This window comes from Arthrobacter sp. 10T44 (assembly GCF_056393885.1).
Map to the genome: position 1 here is coordinate 419,451 of NZ_JBFTGT010000002.1, position 19,446 is coordinate 438,896.

Annotated in this window: 15 protein-coding genes and 1 tRNA gene; 6 read left to right on the plus strand and 10 right to left on the minus strand. The window is 66.5% G+C overall.

The genetic code is table 11. From position 1 onward, the window contains the following. Nucleotides 1–50 precede the first annotated feature (50 nt). Together AC1DBL_RS06455 and AC1DBL_RS06460 are read right to left on the minus strand one after the other, a co-directional pair. Nucleotides 51–1,271 (minus strand): site-2 protease family protein, encoded by a 1,221-nt coding sequence (locus AC1DBL_RS06455; protein ID WP_476916742.1) that lies wholly within the window; start codon nt 1,269–1,271, stop codon nt 51–53. Beyond that, nucleotides 1,264–2,043, minus strand: coding sequence for an HAD family hydrolase (locus tag AC1DBL_RS06460; protein ID WP_476925707.1), 780 nt, complete (start codon nt 2,041–2,043; stop codon nt 1,264–1,266). Before AC1DBL_RS06460 ends, AC1DBL_RS06455 begins: the two co-directional genes overlap by 8 nt. Nucleotides 2,044–2,164: 121 nt before the next feature. Between AC1DBL_RS06460 and AC1DBL_RS06465 the strand changes: the two genes are divergently transcribed. Continuing rightward, entirely contained in the window at nt 2,165–3,070 is a 906-nt protein-coding gene (locus tag AC1DBL_RS06465) for a PAC2 family protein (RefSeq protein WP_175323659.1), read from the plus strand. Nucleotides 3,071–3,183: 113 nt separating this feature from the next. Here the strand turns inward: AC1DBL_RS06465 and mshC are convergent, their stop codons facing one another. Continuing rightward, nucleotides 3,184–4,467, minus strand: coding sequence for a cysteine--1-D-myo-inosityl 2-amino-2-deoxy-alpha-D-glucopyranoside ligase (gene mshC / locus AC1DBL_RS06470; RefSeq protein ID WP_476925708.1), 1,284 nt, complete (start codon nt 4,465–4,467; stop codon nt 3,184–3,186). Between the two features lie 15 nt (nt 4,468–4,482). Beyond that, on the minus strand, nt 4,483–5,316 hold the full coding sequence (locus tag AC1DBL_RS06475; RefSeq protein ID WP_441417797.1) for an undecaprenyl-diphosphate phosphatase: 834 nt from the start codon (nt 5,314–5,316) through the stop codon (nt 4,483–4,485). Between the two features lie 51 nt (nt 5,317–5,367). Here AC1DBL_RS06475 and AC1DBL_RS06480 point away from each other — a divergent pair, with 51 nt between their 5' ends. Both AC1DBL_RS06480 and AC1DBL_RS06485 read left to right on the plus strand, forming a co-directional pair. Further along, on the plus strand, nt 5,368–6,303 hold the full coding sequence (locus AC1DBL_RS06480; protein WP_476925709.1) for an aldo/keto reductase: 936 nt from the start codon (nt 5,368–5,370) through the stop codon (nt 6,301–6,303). A 62-nt stretch (nt 6,304–6,365) separates the two neighbouring features. Next, nucleotides 6,366–7,691: an alpha/beta hydrolase gene (locus tag AC1DBL_RS06485; protein ID WP_476925710.1), complete on the plus strand. Its 1,326-nt coding sequence runs from the start codon at nt 6,366–6,368 to the stop codon at nt 7,689–7,691. Between the two features lie 26 nt (nt 7,692–7,717). Here AC1DBL_RS06485 and AC1DBL_RS06490 read toward each other — a convergent pair whose 3' ends face one another. The 3 genes from AC1DBL_RS06490 to AC1DBL_RS06500 form a co-directional block, all read right to left on the minus strand. After that, on the minus strand, nt 7,718–10,057 hold the full coding sequence (locus tag AC1DBL_RS06490) for a bifunctional lysylphosphatidylglycerol flippase/synthetase MprF (protein WP_476925711.1): 2,340 nt from the start codon (nt 10,055–10,057) through the stop codon (nt 7,718–7,720). A 555-nt stretch (nt 10,058–10,612) separates the two neighbouring features. After that, nucleotides 10,613–13,237: a bifunctional lysylphosphatidylglycerol flippase/synthetase MprF gene (locus AC1DBL_RS06495; RefSeq protein ID WP_476925712.1), complete on the minus strand. Its 2,625-nt coding sequence runs from the start codon at nt 13,235–13,237 to the stop codon at nt 10,613–10,615. Between the two features lie 215 nt (nt 13,238–13,452). Next, nucleotides 13,453–13,722 (minus strand): hypothetical protein, encoded by a 270-nt coding sequence (locus AC1DBL_RS06500; protein ID WP_175323663.1) that lies wholly within the window; start codon nt 13,720–13,722, stop codon nt 13,453–13,455. 39 nt (nt 13,723–13,761) lie between these two features. On the opposite strand from AC1DBL_RS06500, the gene AC1DBL_RS06505 reads away from it, so the two are divergent. Then, nucleotides 13,762–13,995 carry a DUF5703 family protein gene (locus AC1DBL_RS06505; RefSeq protein WP_175323664.1) on the plus strand — a complete coding sequence of 78 codons (234 nt, stop codon included), beginning with the start codon at nt 13,762–13,764 and terminating at the stop codon, nt 13,993–13,995. 17 nt (nt 13,996–14,012) lie between these two features. Here AC1DBL_RS06505 and AC1DBL_RS06510 read toward each other — a convergent pair whose 3' ends face one another. Then, nucleotides 14,013–15,173, minus strand: coding sequence for an acyl-CoA dehydrogenase family protein (locus tag AC1DBL_RS06510; protein ID WP_476892529.1), 1,161 nt, complete (start codon nt 15,171–15,173; stop codon nt 14,013–14,015). 31 nt (nt 15,174–15,204) lie between these two features. Then, nucleotides 15,205–16,509 carry a M20/M25/M40 family metallo-hydrolase gene (locus tag AC1DBL_RS06515; protein WP_476908824.1) on the minus strand — a complete coding sequence of 435 codons (1,305 nt, stop codon included), beginning with the start codon at nt 16,507–16,509 and terminating at the stop codon, nt 15,205–15,207. 151 nt (nt 16,510–16,660) lie between these two features. Here AC1DBL_RS06515 and AC1DBL_RS06520 point away from each other — a divergent pair. Further along, a tRNA-Leu gene (locus AC1DBL_RS06520) sits at nt 16,661–16,743 on the plus strand. 355 nt (nt 16,744–17,098) lie between these two features. Continuing rightward, nucleotides 17,099–17,767 carry a hypothetical protein gene (locus AC1DBL_RS06525; RefSeq protein ID WP_441417804.1) on the plus strand — a complete coding sequence of 223 codons (669 nt, stop codon included), beginning with the start codon at nt 17,099–17,101 and terminating at the stop codon, nt 17,765–17,767. 203 nt (nt 17,768–17,970) lie between these two features. Here the strand turns inward: AC1DBL_RS06525 and AC1DBL_RS06530 are convergent. Beyond that, nucleotides 17,971–19,446 (minus strand): PKD domain-containing protein (locus AC1DBL_RS06530; RefSeq protein WP_476925713.1); only part of this gene is annotated, 1,476 nt, incomplete at its 5' end.

Consider the following 19,446-nt stretch of genomic DNA (forward strand, 5'->3'; position numbering starts at 1 on the left):
GGCACCGGCCCGTGTTCGTGGGCCGGAGAATTCACGACCGGCAGGTAACTCTACCGGGTCTGGTCCTGATTCCGGCCTTCGCCCCCGGTCTGTGAGCCGGGGGTGCCGCTCGGCTGCTTCCCGGTCAGGGCGTTGAGCACGGTCAGCTGGCGCAACAGTCCGGTGACGGTGCCGGCGTCGTTGACCACCGCATAGTCCGAACCTTCGATCTGGGCAAGGTATGCCAGCAGTTCGGCTCCCCGGTCGGTTTCCTTGACGTACGCACCCGCGGCGAGCGGATAGGCGGCGGCGGTTGCCGGGGTCGTGGCGGCCAGCGCGGGCGGAACGGCCGCTGCTGCCGTTTCGTCGACGACGGCCGACGGGCGCGCGTCCTGGCCGAAGAGCACGACGGCGGGGACACCCTGCGGCGAGTGCCGCAGCACGTCCAGGACGGTGGCGGTGTCGGGCAGCCCGAGCGCCGGCTCGGCGAGGGCCGCGGCGTCCACCAGGTGCAGCCGGCTCCGGTACCGGGCTTGCTGGATGGAGGCGGTGGCACCCATCCAGAGGAAGCTGCCAACCAGCAGGGTGATGAGCATGAGGGAGGTATCCGGGCGGTTGCCGCTTAGGAGCGGGAGTGCAACAAACCAGACTGCCAGTGCGATCACGATGATGCGGCCGGCCCAGCCGGCCGCAATGGTGCCCTTCTCGTGGCTGCCGGTGACCTTCCAGACCGCGGATTCCACCAGCCGGCCCCCGTCCAGCGGCAGGCCGGGCAGCACATTGAAGATGCCGATCAGCAGGTTGGCCCAGACAAAGATGTTCGCCAGGGTGTCCGCGACGCCGTCCAGCTGCCCGCCGGAGAGCAACAGCCAGCCGCCGGCGGCGAGCACCAGGTTCGCGGCTGGTCCGGCCAGGGCGACCAGCACGGATCTGCCCGGCGAGGCGGTGAACTCTTCGAACTGGGTGTGGCCGCCCCAGAGGTTGAGGACGATCTTGCGGGTGGGCCAGTGGTAGAGCCGGGCGGTGAGCGCATGGGCCAGTTCGTGGACGAGCACCGAGATCAGCAACAGCACTGAGTAGGCGAACGCCACGAGATAGGCGGTGATGCCAAGGCGGGGGTCGTTGTGCTCGAGCACGGGTCCGTAGGCGATCACGGTGAAAGCGGCGATGGCGAACCAAGAGTAGGCAAGCACCAAGGGAATGCCGGCGATCCGGCCCAGCGGGATTCCGCCACGGAGCGAAAAGGGGCGGTCCCCGGTCTCCGGCGGCTTCTGCGGCGACGGCTCAGTCAAGGCGACGGCCTCCGCTTGCCGCGCTTTCCAGCCCGGAGTTCTCCAGTTCGCCAGCGGACAGCCGCAGACCGGCTCCGGTAAATTCGTGCCGGAGGCCGAGCAGCTCCTCCAGGTCGGCGACCGTGCGTCCGGCCAGGGTGTCCCAGGTCGCGCGCCGCGGATCGTGCGGGAGCGGGACGATGTGCGGAATCGCCACCGTGACGACGCCGGAAGCCACGGCCGCCGCGACCCCCGGCCCCGAGTCTTCAAGGGCCACGCAGTGACGGTGGTCCAGCTCGGGGTCGTGCTGCTGCAGGAGTTCCACGGCTTTCAGGTACGCCTCGGGATGCGGCTTGCCCTGCGTGACGGTGTCCCCGGTGACCAGGAACTCGAAATAGGGTTTGGGCAGGCTGGCCACGATTTCGCGGGCCAGGGGCGCCTCGGACATGGTCACGAGGGCGCAGCGGACGCCCGCCGTGTGCAGTTCCTCCAGCAGTTCGCGTGCGCCGGGGCGCCACGGCACGGACTCCCGGACCAGGCTGACGACATGCCCGGTGAGGGTGTCGATGATTTCGCGCACTTCCAGCGCCACGCCGGCTTCCTGCAGGATGCCGGCCGAATAGACCAGCGACTGGCCTACGAGCTGCATGGCCTTCTCGTGCGACCACTGTCCGCCGTGGGCGGCTACCAGGGCGTGTTCGGCTTCAATCCAGTACCGTTCGGTGTCCACGATCGTGCCGTCCATGTCCCATAAAGCGGCTTTGAGCAGGGGCTGGGAGGCTGGGGATCGCATGCCCTCCAGTCTACGGTGCAGGCCGTGTGGGGCGCCCAAGGCTACGCCGATGGCGAATTTCAGGGCACCCGGGGCGTTTTCCTCCATGCGCGCGCCTGCGACTTGGACGTAGGGTGAACACATGAATAGCTTCGAGCCAGACACCACGGAAACGGGCGTCACGCCCGAGCCGGAGCGGCTGCTGCAGCCCGTGCCCGAGGGCCAGCGTGTCACCGTGATGCTTGCAGCCTTCGAAGGCTGGAACGATGCCGGTGAAGCGGCGAGCGATGCGCTGCGCTACCTCAACAAGCTCTGGGGTGGCAAGAAGGTGGGCTCGATTGATGCCGACGAGTATTACGACTTCCAGTTCACCCGCCCCACCATCCGGCGCACGGCGTCCGGCGAACGGAAGATCAAGTGGCCTGCCACCCGGATCTTCAAAGCCAGCGTCCCGGACTCCAACGTGGACGTCATCTTTGTCCAGGGCACCGAGCCGTCTTACAAATGGCGCGCCTACACGGCCGAGCTGTTGGTGCACGCCGAGGCGCTGAAGGTGGACTACGTGATCCTGGTCGGGGCGCTGCTCGCGGACGTGCCGCACAGCCGCCCCATCCCGGTCAGCGCCTCGACCGACGACGCGGCACTGCGGGAACGGATGGACCTGGAGGCATCCCAGTACGAGGGTCCGGTAGGGATCGTCGGGGTGCTCGCCGAGGTGGCCCTGCTGGCCGGGCTTCCCACCGTCTCGCTCTGGGCGGCCGTGCCACACTACGTGGCGCAGGCGCCCTCACCGAAGGCCCAGCTGGCGCTGCTGCACCGGATCGAGGAACTGCTGCAGGTCCCGCTCGACACGCAGGAGCTGGTGGAGGACTCGGACGCGTGGGAACGCGGCGTGGACGAACTCGCAACAGAGGATCCGGAGATCGCCGCCTACGTCCGCCAGCTGGAGGAGGCGAAAGACACCGCAGACCTACCCGAGGCAAGCGGCGAGTCCATCGCGCGGGAATTCGAGCGCTACCTCAAGCGCCGCGGCAAGGACAAGCCCTAGACCTTGGGGCCGACGCGCTTGCTTCCCGGCGCTACGCCAAAGCGCTGGCGACGCCGGAATCCGGGTGTCGCCAGCGTTTTTTGCGTCGCCGGCCTTTTGGCGGTTCGTGAGGTCTAGAGTTCGACGCCGAGCAGTGCGTCGACGGCGTCGCCCACCAGTGCAGCGTCAGCCGCGGAACCAGTACCCGCTCCGGCTGCCAGCGCTGCAGACGCCCATGCGTCCACGGCCTCGAGGGCGCGCGGGGCGTTGAGGTCGTCAGAGAGCGCGGCCCGCATCTCTGCGAGGAGCGGCCCGGCAGAACCCGCCGGTGCGAGTTCGACGGCGGCACGCCAGGTCCGGAGCCGGTCCTTGGCCTCGGTGAAGCCCTCATCGGTCCAGGACCAGTCGCTGCGGTAGTGGTGGGCCAGGATTGCCAGCCGGATGGCGGCAGGGTCTTCGCCGGCGGCGCGCAGCTTGGAGACGAGTACGAGGTTGCCCTTGGACTTGCTCATCTTTTCGCCGTCGAGTCCCACCATGCCGGCGTGCGCGAAGTACTTGGCCAGCGGCACCCCGGTCAGGGAGTAGGCGTGGCCGGCTCCCATTTCGTGGTGCGGGAAGACCAGGTCGGACCCGCCGCCCTGCACGGTGAACGGAGCGGGCAGGTATTTCTGCGCAATGACGGTACATTCGATGTGCCAGCCGGGGCGCCCCTCCCCCAGTTCGCCGCCGGGCCAGCTGGGTTCGCCGTCACGGGCCACGCGCCAGAGCAGCGGATCAAGCGCCTGGCGTTTCCCGGCCCGGCCGGGGTCGCCGCCGCGCTCTGCGAAGAGTTCAAGCATCTCGGCATCGGACAGGCCCGAGATGGATCCCAGCGTCCACGCGTCCTGCGCTTCTGCCGAGTGCTTTCCGGCCGCCTCGACGTCGTAGTAGACATCTCCGTCGGGCTCGCCGGGGGTGCCGGACACCCGGTAGGCCAGGCCGCGCTGCACGAGCGACTCGATAGCCGGGACGATCAGCGGGATGGCCTCCACGGCGCCCACGTAGTTATCCGGCGCCAGCACGTTCAGGGCTTCCATGTCGGTCTGGAACAGCTCAATCTGGCTGGCGGCGAGTTCCCGCCAGTCCACCCCGGTGGCAGTCGCGCGCTCCAGCAAGGGGTCGTCGACGTCGGTCACGTTCTGGACATAGGCGACCTGCTGGCGGCCGTCGCGCCACGCCCGGTTGAGCAGGTCAAAGGCCACGTAACTCGCCGCGTGGCCCATGTGGGTGGCGTCATACGGGGTGATCCCGCAGACGTACATGGACTGCTCCCCCGTCGCTTCAAGGGTGGCGAGGCCGCCCTTGGCGGTATCGAAAAGACGCAGCGCGGGCATGGTGCCCGGCAGCTGGGGAACAGGGCGGGAGATCCAGGATTTCACACCCCAAGCCTAGTGCTAGGCGCTGATGACATTGAAACCGAGCAACAGGTACAGCGCGAGGCCCAGCAAAATGCGGTACCAGACGAAGAGCCGGTAGCTGCGGGTGGAGACGTACCTGAGGAACCAGCCGATGATCACGTAGCCCACCACGAAGGCGATCGCGGTGGCGAGGGCGGTTTCGGGCAGGCCGTAAGGGCCGGTGATGCCGTCCTTCGAGACCACCTTGTAGAGCTGGTACAGGCCGCTGCCGAAGACGGCGGGGATTGCGAGCAGGAAGGAGTAGCGGGCGGCGGCCTCACGGGTGTACCCCATGAGCAGGCCGGCCGTGATCGTGCCGCCGGAGCGTGACACCCCGGGGATCAGAGCCATCGCCTGAGCGAGGCCGTAGAAAATGCCGTGCTTGTAGCTGAGCTTGGTGAGGTCACGTTCCTGGCGGCCGACGGCGTCCGCCACGGCGAGGATCATGCCGAAGACGATCAGGGTGGTGGCGACGATCCACAGGCTGCGGAGCACCGATTCGATCTGGTCCTGGAATAGCAGGCCAAGGACGATGATCGGCAGGCTGCCCAGAATCACGAGCCAGCCCATCCGTGCGTCCGGATCCTGCCGTGAGACCTTGCCGGTCAGCGAGCCGAACCAGGCCTTGACGATCCGCACAATGTCCCGCCAGAAGTAGACGATCACCGCCGTCTCGGTACCCAGCTGGGTGATGGCGGTGAAAGCCGCGCCAGGGTCCGCGGCGTTGGGCAGGAACGCCCCCACGATCCGCAGATGGGCGCTCGAGGAAATCGGGAGGAATTCTGTCAGTCCCTGCACAAGGCCCAGAAAGGCCGCTTCTAACCAGTTCACGTTTATAGACCCTACGTTATGGAGGTTCCGAAGCATCGTAAGCTTGCAGGCATGCAGCAGCGTTATGTCGGCAACAGTGGGTTGCGTGTCTCGTCCCTTTCCCTTGGCACCATGTCGTGGGCCGGTGAGACCGATGAACAGGATGCCGCCGGACTGCTTCGTGCTTTCGTCGACGGCGGCGGCACGCTGATCGACACGGCCGCGTCCTACGCCGGCGGCGGGGCCGAGGTCCTGCTGGGCGGCATGCTGGGCGACGTCGTGGCCCGCTCCGAAGTGGTGATCTCCACTAAAGCCGGGTTGACGACCTCGGGCGGCCGGCGCAGCGTGGACACCTCGCGCAACGGCATGCTGTCCGGCCTTGACGCGAGCCTGGCCCGACTCGGCACCGACTATGTGGATATCTGGTTCGCCCAGGCCTGGGATCCGAACGTTCCGCTGGAGGAGACCCTTTCCGCCTTGGAATTCGCAGTCCGCTCCGGCCGGGCACGCTACGCCGGTGTCTCCAACTTCAACGGCTGGCAGACCGCCAAGGCCGCCGCGGTGGCTGACTTCCCGCTGGTTGCCTGCCAGGCCGAGTACTCGCTGCTGCAGCGAAAGCCCGAAGCCGAGCTGATCCCGGCAATCGAAGACGCCGGGCTCGGCCTGATGGCGTGGGGCGCGCTGGGGCGCGGGGTGCTGACCGGCAAGTACCGCGGTCATATTCCCTCCGATTCGCGGGCTGCACACCACAAGCTGGCCGGCTACGTGGAGCCCTACCTTGAAGGGACCGCCTCCAGCGTCGTAGAGGCCGTGGCGATGGCGGCCAAGGGTCTGGGCCGGACCGCGCTGGACGTGTCCCTGAGCTGGTTGCTCTCCCAGCACGGCGTGGCCACCGCGTTGGTGGGTGCCCGGACGCCGGTCCAGCTGAAGGAGATCATGGATGCGGTGCTGACGCCGTTGCCGCCGGAGATTGCCGCAGCGTTGGAGGATGTCTCCAGCCCGGCCTGATCCGGGGTAGCTTTTCGGTTGTTTCCGGGCGGATTCCCTGTTTTGAGCCTTAGTCTTAGGCCATGAACCTGCAGAACCTCGCTATTACTACTGGCGTCGTGCCCGTGGTTCTCTACATTCTGGCCGCCGCGGCCCTCATCTGGCTTATTTGGGGTCGGCGGCGCCATCTGTCCCGCTGGGTGCCGGCCGCAGTACTGGCCGCCGGCCTCCTGAGCGCCATTATTTGGGTGTTGTGCGAGCCGGTGTGGAACTTGTGGGGGTCCCCGCTGCCTAAGCGTGTCTATGCCTACGCGGGCCTCGGTATCCTCGCCTTGCTCCTTGTGGTGCCCAAGATCCGGGACCTCCGTCGGCTGCCGGCGCGCATCGCCGTGTTGCCGGCGGCGCTGGTCGTTGTCCTGGCGTCGGGATCGCTGATCAACCAGAACTTCGAGTACTACCCCACCCTGGGATCGGTCTTCGGAGACACCGGCGTCAAGATGGAAACCTTGGATCAGTTCAAGAGCCAGGAACGAGGAGACCCGGTGCCGGACGTCAAGCCGAGCGAGCCGCCCACCACGCTGGCCGACTGGACGCCGCCGGAGAATATGCCGGATCAGGGAACAGTCGTCCGGGCCTTCATCCCGGCTCCGATCTCCCACGAGGTGTCCTCAACGGCCTTTGTATACCTTCCCCCGGCGTATCTCGCCGCACCGCGGGCGGATCTCCCGGTGCTGGTTCTGATCCACGGGGTCCCGGGCGAACCGGTGGATTGGCTTCGGAACGGCAGGATTGCCGAGTTCATGGACGAGTACGCATCCGAACACAAGGGGCTGGCGCCGATCATCGTGATGCCCGACGCCGGGGCAAAGTGGGCCAACTACCCGCCGCTGTGTATGAACACCAAACAGGGCCAGGCCGGACGTTACCTGAGCGAGGACGTGCCTAACTGGGTCAAGGCCACTTTCGGAGCCGGCAGGCACTCCAGCCGCCAGTGGGCCATCGGAGGGTTCTCCTACGGCGGGACCTGCGCCATGCAGCTGGCCATGAACTACCCAGAGGTCTATCCCACGTTCATCGACAGCTCGGGTGAGAACCAGCCGACGATTCGGCAGGGCCACCAAGTGCTCCTGCAGCAGTACTTCGGCGGCAGCGCAGCCGAGTTCAAGAAGCAGAACGCGCTCGACGTCATCAAGACACGCAAGTACCCGGACACCGCCGGCATCGTCACCGTCGGCGCTGGCGATCCGTTCTTCCGGGCCCAGGGAGTCCAGGTCTACCAGGCGATGAAGAAAGCCGGCATCAATGTCCAGTTCCAGGAGGCGCCCGGCGGACACGCCTGGACGGCCTGGAAGTACGGGGTGGAGAACAACATGGACTGGCTGATGGGCCGCCTTGGGGTTACGGGCTGAGCCGTCTGCAGGGCGGCGGGATTCGGCTACCGGCGGCCGGGCCTGCTCGCAGGCTGAGGGCCGGTGGTGACATCACGGATCAGCCGCGCCGTATGGCGCACAGACCAGTTAGGCAGGTACGCCTCGGCGAGGGCGCGGCCGATCAGCGGCAGCGCCAACGGATCCTGGTACAGGATGAAGAGGGTCCGGTGCTGGGGCTGGAAGCGTTGCTTGAAGGCCGCCAAGGACCGGAATCCGTAGACCGGCTCAAGCACGTCGCCGAGCCAGCGCAGGACGCGGCCCGCCGTCCCGCCGTCGTCCGCCACTGTGGCGCCTTTGCCGGGCAGCCCGGCCCCCGCAGAGGGAAAGACTTCCGCCTGGCGGGGCACCAGCGCCGTCGCGGGAACCAAGGGTGAACCGGACAACGAAATCTCGGCCATGCTGTCCTTAAAGTGGAGCACCGCCGATGCGATCAGGAACTCCATGACACCGTTAAAACAGTCCTCGCGGCGCCTCATGAAATCCAGGGTGCGGCTGACCACTTCCCCGTTGCGGAAGACCGGCAGCCAGCTGGTGACACCGAGGACCGCGCCCTCAGGATCTACGGCGAGGCAGAGCAGCACATGGTCGTCCTTGAGTTGCTCCACACCCCCGAGGGTGAAACCCATTTCCGGGAGTGCCCGGGAGTAGGCCCACCGCTCCGAAATATCGTGGACCTGGCTCCGCAGTCCGTCAGGGAGCCCGCTGTAGACGCCCCAGTGGGCAGTAATTCCGAGCCTTCGGGCTTTATTCATGGCGGTGCGGACGCTTTGCCACTCCCTGCCGCGGAAATCGATTCCAGTCAAGGGAAGCACCGTCTCCTGGGCTACCTCCATGCCCCTGAAGCCCAGCGACCTGAGTTCTGCCCAGTGGGCGTCGGCGACGGAGTACCAACACGGCGTCAGGGACTGCTCGGCACAGTACCCCGTGAATTCGCGGACGGCGTCGGCGAAGTCGCACTCCCTCCCGAACGGACCTCCTGCCGTCAGGGCGATGCCGTGATGCAGTTGGTAGGCGATTCCCACCGTTCCCGCACGGTTAAACCAGTAGCTGTTGTTGGGCCACAACGCCATCCAGGACAGCGAGCCGCCGCCCTGGAACACCAGGCGCCGGGCCAGGGAGCGGTGATCGTCTACCCGGTGGTCCCAGAGGCGCCGCTTGGTAAAGATGACCAGGACGGCGACCAGGCAGATCAGCCAAAAAGCTGCTCCGCCGTAACTGAAAATCAACGACGACCAATAGCCGCGAGGGTGCACCGAGACGGAATACTTGAAGGAAAAGGGATACGGCAGGAACATCCGAGGCAGGGTTGTTCCCAACGACAGGAGGCCGGCGCGGTGCCGGTTGTTTCCCTCTGCGAACCACGCGAGGACGTAGAGGGCGACAAATGCGGCAAAGATGCCGGGCACCAAGACCAGTGCGCGGCGTCCGAGCGCGGGATCCGTGTCCACGGGAAAATGGCGCCGGTTGAAAAACAGCGCGGTGGCGATCAGCAGTGGCACCAGTACCACCGGCAGGATCTCCACGATGCCCGAGTCGACAGGAATCCTGCGGCTCCCGTTCCTGACGTAGACGCCAAAGTGGGCAAATAGCTGTAGGTAGATAGCAGAGAGCACGCCGACGGCGAGATGGGCAACCGTGGCTATCCACAACGCTACCCGGCTCCCCCGGCGCAGCCCCTCCGCACATGCCAGCAGCAGGAGCAAGGGAACCACGGAGAGGGCGGCGCCGCCGGGGCCGTGCAAGCCGGGACTGTGCATGATCTGGGAGCAGCCCGCATTCACGGCTGCGGCGCAGTCGCTCTGGAGCTCGCCCAGGGTGGGCACCGGATTGACAATCAGGTTCCGGAGAGCGGCAAGGGGGCCGATAGGCGCCTGGGACAGCCCGGCCAGCACCGGGCCGGCGGCGAATACTGCCACGGTCATGGCCAGCGTCGAGCGAACGTCGCGGCCGGTCCACACCGCGCCCGGCGGGTATACAACGTTCGCGCGCGAAGCGGCGCCGTTCGCGGCACGTCGGGTGGTGGCCTTGGCGGCGGCCCTGGACCTGGCTGTGGCAGCGGCCCAGCCGCTTGCCAGGCCGCTGAGCACCCCCAAAAATGCGAGCACGTTCTGGGGGTGACCTACGTACAGCAGGAGCATGATGGTCACGGCAAGGCCGAGTGACCGCAGGCGGCGACGCCACAAGGGACTGATTCCGGGACTCGCAGCCATTACGGCAGCCAGGGAGCCGGCGAACGGACCCGCCAGGGCCGGGTGCTGCATGGAGCTCAGCCAGCTGCTGCCGAGCTCGTCGCCGGCCGCCACACTCCCTACGAACAGGAAGACGGCTGCAAGGTGGCCGGCCATTACGGCGGCCAAAGCCCGGCCGCTTCCCAGCGTGGTTTCGGCAAACCCGACACACAGGAGAAGCACCACAGTGGCCAGGACATAGGACGCAACGCCGCCGGGAAACAGCAGGCTGGCAAGAGCGGGTCCCCATTCACCCCGTGTCAGGGTGTCGGGGCCGATGGCAACGAACGGACCGAGGGCCTGCGGGGGGCCGGAAACCAGGGATCCCGTGGCGGCTCCGGCGGACCACAAGAGAACGATAAGCAGCCAGGTCAGCGGTATTCGACGCAAGCCGTACCGCGGCAGCGGCTGGGCCCGATGTGCTCCTGCCTGCCGCTTCACACGTCCGTCGGGGCGGACCGGTGTGCTGCTCGTAGGCTTCATGTCACCCGTCACTTCCAGTGCGGCAGCGTAGCCCGGCTCAGCGGCACGGCTACGGCACGCCTGAAGCATATTCCCCTTCGGGCGGCACTTCGGGAGTAGGCAATACTCGCTTTTTTGGGGCGGATGTACAGGGCGCCACTCAGGTGCTACGTGGATGCTACGCTCCGGCGGCTGCTTCGGCCGCGGCGCTCATCCGATGACGCCCCGCAGCAGCCTGGCCGTGTGCCGGATGGACATGGTGGGCATGTAGGCCTCGGTCAGCGCGCGTCCAATTACCGGCAACGCCAGGGGGTCGTGATACATCATGTACAGCGTGCGGTGCCGCGGGTGGAAGCGCTGTTTGAAGGCAGCGAGCGACCGGAAACCGTACGCCGGTTCCAGGGCCCCGCCCAGCCAGTCCAGGAAGCGGCCGACCGCGGCGCCGTCGGACGGCTCGCGCGCCGGATCACCACGTGGTACCGGCGCCAGAGGCGACCCGGACAGGGAAATTTCCTCCATCGTTCCGTCAAAATGCAGTACGGCCGAGGCAATCAGGAATTCCATCACGCCCTTGAAGCCGTCCGGACTCCGCCGCATGAAATCGAGCGTCCGGCCGGTGACGACGCCGGCTGTGAACACCGGAAGCCAGCTGGTGACGCCGTGGACCTTGCCGGCGTCATCCACGGCCAGGCACAGCAACACGTTTTCGTCCTTGAGTTCCTCAACGCCGCCCAGCGTGAATCCCATTTCCGGCAACGTCTTCTCGGAAACCCACTCTTCCGAGATTTCGTGGACCTGAGTCCGCAGTGGTCCGGACAGCTCGCCGTAGGTACTCCACCGGGCCTCGACGGAGAGCCTCCGGGCTTTGTTGAGGGCGGTGCGGACCCCCTGCCATTCCTTGCCCTTGAACTCAATGTTGCCCAGCGGCAGCAGGGTCTCCTCGGCCACCCGCACGCGGCTGAATCCGAGCCCGCGTAGCAGGTTCCAGTGTTCATCAGTGACGGAATACCAGCACGGTGAAAGCGACTGCTCGGCGCAGAAGGCGGTGAACCCCTCAACGGCCCTCTCGAAGTCGGCGGACGCGCCGAATGGTCCGCCCACCGTCAAGGCCACGTTGTAGTGGAGCTGGTAGGCGACACCGACGGTCTCCGCCTCGTTGAACCAGTACCGGTTGTTGGGCCAGAGTGCCATCCAGGACAGTGATCCCCCGCCCTGGCGCACCAGCCGTCGGGCCAGCGAGATCCCGCTGTCTGCGCGGAGGTCCCGGAGCTTGCGGCTGACGAACATGGCGAGGATGCTCATCAGGCAGACGAGCCAGAACACGGCGCCGCCGTAGCTGAAGATCAGCGGCGACCATACGCCGTGCGGGTACACCGACACGGAATACCGGAAGGAAAAAGGGTAGGGAAGGAACATCCTCGGCAGGGTGGCCAGAAGGGCCAGCAGGCCGGCCCGGTGGTGGTAGTTATCCTCGGCAAACCATGCCACCACATAGCCCGTGACGAAAACCGCGAAGACGCCGGCCAGCAGGATAAGTGACCGACGCCCCAGAACCGGATCGGCGTCGACGTTGAAGTGCCGCCGCGCCGCAAACAGCGCGGCGGCTATGAGCAGAGGCACCAGCACAACCGGGAGGACCTCCGCGATCCCCGAGTCCACCGAGAGCACCCGCGACCCGCTCCGCACGGATGTCCCGAACTGGGCGAAGAGCTGCAGGTAGATGGCCGAAAGGACGCCGATCACCAGATGGACGGAAATTGCCACCCAGAGGGCAGCCCGGTTTCCCCGGCGCAGCCCTTCCGCGCACACCAGCAGCAGCACGAGGGGCACCAGGGACAGGGCCTCACCGCCAGGGCCGCGCAACCCGGGGCTGTGGATGATCTGGAGGCAGGAAAGGTCGACGGCGGCCGAGCAGCTCGCCTGGAGATCGTTGATGGTGGGGATCGGGTTGACAATCAGGTTCCTGAGCACAGCGAGCGGCCCCGAGGGTGCCTTCGCCAGGCTGGCAAGGACCGGGCCGGCCGCGAAGACCGCGACGACCATTGACAGCAGTGCCCTGACTTCGCGGCTCGTGGAGCGGATGTAGTGGGCGGAGCCGTGCCGGCCGCCAATCAGGGCGCCGATCCCGAGTCCGCATGCCACACCGAGCACGCTGTCCAGGTTTTGCGGATGCCCGATATATAGCAGGAGCATTACGGTTACGGCGATGCTGACGGATCGGATCCTCCGGCGCCAGAGGGCGCTGATCCGCGGACTCGCCGCCAGGACGGCGGCCAGCGACCCGGCAAACGGCCCCATTGGGCCCGGATGGCGGAGCGTGGACAGCCATTCGCTGCCCATGGCCGTTCCGAGTTCGACCACCGCAAAGTACAACAGCAGTGCGCCGAGGTGCCCGACGACGAACGCCACGGCGGTCCGGCCAACGCCAATCGTTACTTCGGCCAGACCGACGCACCCCAGGACGACGGCGGTCGCCAATACGTAGGAAGCAAAAGGGCCGGGGAAGAACACGGAGGTGAACATGGACAACCACTGGCCGCCCATCAGCTGGTCCGGACCTGCCGAGACGGCCGCGCCCAGCGGCGCCGGTGGCCCTGACGACACCGAGCCTGTGACAAGTCCGACCGTCCACAACAGCACAGCCATGGCCAGCGCCAAGGGGATCCTGATGATGCTCCGGCCGAGCCGCCTTAGCAACCGGCCCGGGAGGCTCCGCCAGACGGTCGACCAGCGCGCAGGGGAACGGGCCGGGGCGTCTGCGGCAGCGCGGTCGGCCGAGGGGACTTCGTCAACGCCGGCCTCCGACAGGCCGACGCTGCGCCGTGGTGCAGGCAACAACAACCTCCGACATCGGGCCAACCCGGGACATAGAACGTCTTAGGGCGTTCCGAGCCTTTGCGGACTCGAACAGCGTCCCGTAGGACTGTCCACAGAGTACGCCCGCAAGCTGGGGAGATCCCGGGAATTGCAGCTCTAGGGATGCTATGGCTCCGCGCGGCCGCCAGGGAGCGGGAGGGAGTGCCGGCGTCGTTCCGAACGTGGCTTGGGTGCTAGTTGTCCTGCAGGAGTTCGAGATCTTCCTCGTCGTCGACGTCTTCGCTTTCGTCCTCGTCATCTTCTTCGTCGATGACCTCAAGGGGCGTCACTTCGCCATACGCTTCATAGAGGGAGTCGTCGTAGACTTCAAAAGCATCGGCGACGGCGAAGAAGGCCGCTTCGACCGCGGGATCCCCGTCTCCCCGCCGCGCCGCGGCAGCGGCCAGGTGTTCTTCGAGGGCGGCGGTTAGGGACTGAAGCGCGACACGCGGATCGATGCTCATGACTTCACGTTAGCCCGAAAAAGACGAAAATGGAGAGCAATGAAGGAACATTTTCTGAGCAGCTCGGTCCGTCGGGAGCGGGACTACGCACGTCAGTACGAGTACCTCGTGCTGACGGTCAGCCCTGAGGATTCGCTGCCCGAGGCCCGCCGTATCCTCGCCGCACACTCCGAGTACGGCAAATGGGAACTCGAGCGCAGCGTCCTCTATGTCGGCGGCGGACGCCGCTTCTGGCTCCGCCGGAAGGTCATCCAGGTCCAACGGACCGTGTAGGCAGCGCTGGCGATCGTCTAGGACTCCAGCGGGCCAAGCCAGGCGTTGGCCACGGTATTGTGCGCGGACTCGTCGTCGGACGGATGGAACATTCCGGCCAGCACGTCCCGATAGAGCCGTTCAAGCTCGGAACCACGGAAATAGCTCGAACCGCCGGAAACCCTGATCGCCAGATCCACGACGGTGCGCGCGGTCTCGGTGGCGCGCACCTTAACCCCGACGAGCTTCGGGAACCACTGGTGGCCGTGGTCCGCGAGGGCATCGACGTCGGACGCCACGGTGGCGAGTTGCGGGTAGAGCGCGTCCATCGCCATCGCCGCTTCCGCGACTTTCCAACGGATGTCGGGATCCTGGGCGTAGCTGCGGCCCCCGTTCTTGAACGAGGTGCGGCGCTTGACCGCCTCGACGCCGAGTTGCAGCGCCCGCTCCCCGATCCCCGTATAGACCGCCGCCAGGAGGGTCTCGAAGCAGGCGAAAATGGCGAAGATCAGCGGATCTGCGTTCGGGCCTACGGGGAGCTTGCGGAAGACCCGCTCCGGCGGCACCACGGCGCCCTCCAGCACCGTGGTGTTGGACTGGCTGGCCCGCATTCCCAGGGTGTCCCAGTCGGGCAGGATTTGGTAGCCCGGGGTCTCACGGTCAATGAAGCCGTGCACCAGTTCGCCCTCGCCACCGCGCGCCGCAGCGTCCTTGCCGAAAATTCCCAGCCGGGTCCAGGCCGGAGAGAGGCTGGTGAAGATTTTCCGCCCGGTAAAGCCGTAGCTTCCGTCCGGCAGCGGCGTCGCCTCGGTCCTCGAGTCGAAGAGCACGGAATCGTTGCCCGCTTCGGAATTGCCGAACGCGAAGATCTCGCCCTCCGCCGCCTCCTGCAGGACGAAGTCCAGCGAGGAGTCGCCCCGTGCGGCCAGGACGTGCGCGACGCCGGTCCACACCAGGTGCATATTAATCGCCAGCGCGGTGGCCGGGGCTGCCGTGGCCAGCCGCCGCTGCAGCTGTGCTGCCCCGGCGAGCCCCAGGCCCAGGCCGCCGTCGGACACGGGGACGAAGATCTTCAGGTAGCCGACGTCCGCAAGCTCGCGGAGGTCCTCAGTGAAGAACGCGTTGTCCCGGTCATAGCCGGCCGCGCGGGCGCGGATCCGCTCCAGCAGGGCGTCGGGGAGGATGTCTTCGGGCGTCATGTCTGTGTGGGCCATTCCTTTGAGGTGCCTCTCAGTAGTTGCTCAGGAGGGTGTTCAGCACGCGGGAGCCGAACTTCAGCGAGTCGGCCGGAACCCGCTCGTCCACTCCGTGGAACATGCCGGTAAAGTCCAGCTCGTCCGGGAGCATAAGCGGCGCGAAGCCGTACCCGGTGATGCCGAGCCGGCTCAGGGCCTTGTTGTCAGTGCCGCCGGAGAGCGTGTACGGCAGGACCTTCGCGCCGGGGTCCTCGGAGTGCAGCGCGTCGATCATAGAGTCCACCAGGTTGCCGGCGAACGGGACTTCGAGCGAGACGTCCTGGTGGACGTAGCTGACGTCCACGCCGGTGCCCGCCAGTTCGCGGACGATCTCGAGGACCTGTTCCTGCTGGCCGGGCAGCGTCCGGCAGTCCACCAGGGCTTCGGCCGATTCAGGGATGACATTGTGCTTGTAGCCGCCCTTGAGCAGGGTGGGGTTGGTGGTGTTCTGCAGGGTGGCGCCGACAAAGCGGGCAACGGTGCCGAGCTCCTTGAGGATCTTGTCCGGGTCGTGGGGGTCGAATTCGACGCCGGTGAGTTCCGTCACACCGTCGAGGAACTGCCGGGTGGTGGGTGTCAGCTCCACCGGCCACCGGTACTCGCCGATCCGTGAAACGGCGCTGGCGAGCCGGGTCACCGCGTTGTCGGTGTTGATCTGGGAGCCGTGGCCGGCGCGGCCGTGGGCCACCAGCCGCAGCCAGGAGAGGCCCTTCTCCGCGGTCTGCAGCAGGTAGGTGCGCTGGCCCCCGATCGTGGCCGAGAATCCGCCGACTTCGGAGATCGCCTCGGTGGCGCCCTCGAAAAGTTCGGGCCGGTGTTCAACGGCGTAGCCGGCGCCGTACTTGCCGCCGGCCTCCTCGTCGGCGAAGAAAGCGAAGATCAGGTCGCGCTTGGGCTTACGGCCGGTGCGGGCGAAATCCCGCAGGACGGAGAGGATCATGGCGTCCATGTCCTTCATGTCCACGGCGCCGCGGCCCCAGATCAGGCCGTCGTTGAGTTCGCCCCCGAACGGGTCAACGGACCACTGCTCGCGCAGCGCCGGAACGACGTCGAGGTGGCCGTGGACCACCAGGGCGCTGGCCGAGGGGTCCTCGCCCGCCATCCGGGTGACTACGCTGGCGCGGCCCGGCGCCGATTCGAAGATTTCGGCGTCCAGCCCGACCTCGGTGATGAGGCCGGCGGTGTACTCCGCTGCGGCCCGCTCCCCCGGCCCTGAACCATCACCGTAGTTGGACGTGTCGATCCGGATCAGTTCCTGGCAGATCCGGACAACCTCATCTTCGGGCCGAACGTCAGTCATATCGCTCCTCGTGGCAGTGGCTGTGTATTGGCTTCAGCCTACCCACTGGCCCCGATTATTTGTTTCCGGAATCTTCGTGCTAGAGTCTTTCTCGCTGCTTCCGAGAAAAGCAAAACGCTGAAAGGCGAAATTGTTCCCGGAAATACCACCTGCGCGGGTGGCGGAATGGCAGACGCGCTAGCTTGAGGTGCTAGTCCTCGAAAGGGGGTGGGGGTTCAAGTCCCCCTCCGCGCACATGGGAAAAACCCCTGGAATCCACGGATTCCAGGGGTTTTTTGTGCTTAAATAGCTGTCCGCTGGCAAGGTGGCCCGAGGATGCATGGCGAGGCGTCCACCCGACCAGGGAAACGCCCGCTGGCTCGGGCGCCTTTGTCGTCAGAAACCGACGCGGACACCGGCAGGCGACGAAGGCGTTTGCCAACGCCGTCGAGGCGAAGCCGCCGGATAGATTCCCGACCGCCGTCGACCAGTCCCGGCTATAGTCAGCACCACTGGCTGTGTACGATACTGGTCATTGCCTGAGCCGTGGCAGAGCTCCGATGACGCCGAAGGTCTCGGCGAATGTGGCGATTATCGAGGGAGAGCAAACATGTCCGAACCAGGTCAGGCTCCGAGAGCCAGACGGCGCACCACCGGCATCGTCGTCGCCGCCGTCGCGCTGGCGTCCCTGGTGGTTCTGCTGATTGTCACGCAAGCCAGCCCCAGTGCGGGCCGGCCCGACGCTCAGGGCAGTTCTTCGCAGGCTGGCGCGCTCCCGACGGCGTCCGGTTCTGCCGCTGCGGCCGCCAAGCCTTCGGCAGACCCGTCGGCCAGCGCTACACCCGCCGTTGCTGTTCCGGCCCCGGTGGCGGCGTCGGTGGCGAAGAACGCTGCCGCGTACGTGGGCAGGACGGCCGCGGTGCTAGCCAAGGTGACCCCGCCGTCCAAGGCCGAGCTTTCCGCGGTGGCCACCGGCTCCGCCTACGACTCCCTGATGGCAAGAACCACCGAGTTCGAGGCCAACGGCTGGCACCTCGAGGGCAAACCGAAAGTAGTGTCAACTAAGGTGGTCCGCTACCAGCCGAGCGCAAAGCCGCCGACCGTCACCCTCAACGTGTGTATCGATTCCTCGGCTGTTTCCGTGCTGACGAAGGCCGGAGTGACGGTCCAGAAAGGCAGCGCCAAGGACCGGTCCTTGAACGTCATGACGCTGGTGCAGTCCCCGATGCGGACCTGGCTCGTCAGTGAAGTGACCTTCCCGGACAACCCGGCTTGCTGATTCCCTGAGCCGTCCGACGGCGGAGCACCCTGCCCTGCGTCAGCCCCCGCGGTCCAGGCTGACCGACCGTACGCTCAACCGCCGGGCAGTCCGGGACGGCGACACACTCCCCCAGCCGCGCAGAAAAGGACCCGCCGGCCGCTGATACAGCAGCCGACGGGTCCATCTGGTGCTCATAGCGGGGCGTGATCCCCCGCTGCGGCTCAGGGCTGTTTGGTCATCGTAGCCTTGAGATCGAAGCTGACATCGGGTGTCGAGCGGTAGTTCAGATGGGTTTCCACCGCGATGGTGTTGATGCCTGCCACCAGCACGGACAGCGGCACGTCGATGGACAGCGGCGCCGCGTTGGCTTTGGCTGTGCTGATCGCGGTTGACGCGTACGTTGAGAACGTCACCGGCCCGGCCGGCATATTCTGCCGGGCAACCTCCGTTCCGTTGACGTACACCACCACCCCGTCGTCAGCCACGGTGTTCAGCGTCAGCTTCGAGACCTTGGTGAGGTTGTCCACATTGAACTGATTGAGGAAGTAAGCTGCCAGCGGCCGGCTGCTGGTCGGTGGCGGCACATCGATGTTCGTTCCCAGGCCTGTTGAGCCGAACCCGAGAACCGCATTGCCGATCTTCCACGAGGAGGCATCAAACCCGTTGTTCTTCCACGCGGCATCCGGCGCCGTTGAGGCGTAGCGCCAGCTCCAGGGAGACTTCGCCGGCACCACGGCCACATCCACCGGCCCGGTCACCGAGGTGACTGTCACCGGAGCCGTTGCCACACCGGTTGCGCCCTTGTTATCCGTAGCCGTGAGCGTGACCGTGTACGTCCCAGCGGCGGCATAGGTGTGCGTGGCCGTGATACCTGTCCCGGTGGTGTTGTCACCATAATTCCAGGCATACGATGCCACCGTCCCGTCAGGATCGGCCGACGTGGACCCGTCCAGCGCAACCCCCAGTCCCGAAACCGTCGAGGTGAATTTGGCGACCGGGGCCTGGTTCGGCACCGTCCCGCCGACCGTTGCAGTGGCGTTCAGGTCGAAGCTGATGTCGGCCGTAGCGCGGTAGTTCAGGTGCGTCTCGACGGCGATCGTGTTGGCACCGTTCCGAAGCAGGACCACCGGCACATCCATCGTCACCGGGCTGGCCGCGGCCACCGAGGTGCGAGGTGCGCTCGATGCGTAGGTATTGAACGTCACGGTGCCGGCAGGCATATTGCTCCTGCCCACCTCGGTTCCGTTGACGTACACCACCACGCCGTCGTCGGCGACCGACTTAAGCGTCAGCTTGGAAACGCTGGCTGCGTTATCCACCGTGAACGTCTTGATGAAGTAGGCAGCAAGCGGTCGCGTGCTGGTTCCGGTGCTGACGTCGACATTAGTACCCAGGCCCGTGGAGCCGAAGCCCAGGACGCCGTTTCCGGTCTTCCAGGACGAGGCGTCGAAGCCTTGTCCCTTCCAGCCGGTGGGAGGCGCGGTGGCTTCGTAGCGCCAGCTCCATGCGGATTTGGCCGGAACAGCAACCACGTCCACCGGTGCCGGCGCCGTCACGGTCACCTGGTCCGTCTTCTCACCCGTCGCGCTCTGGTTGTCGGTCACGGTGAGCTTCACCGTGTAGGTTCCGGCAGCCGCATACGTGTGGGTCGCCGTCGCACCCTGACCATTGGACCCGTCTCCGAAGTCCCAGGCGTA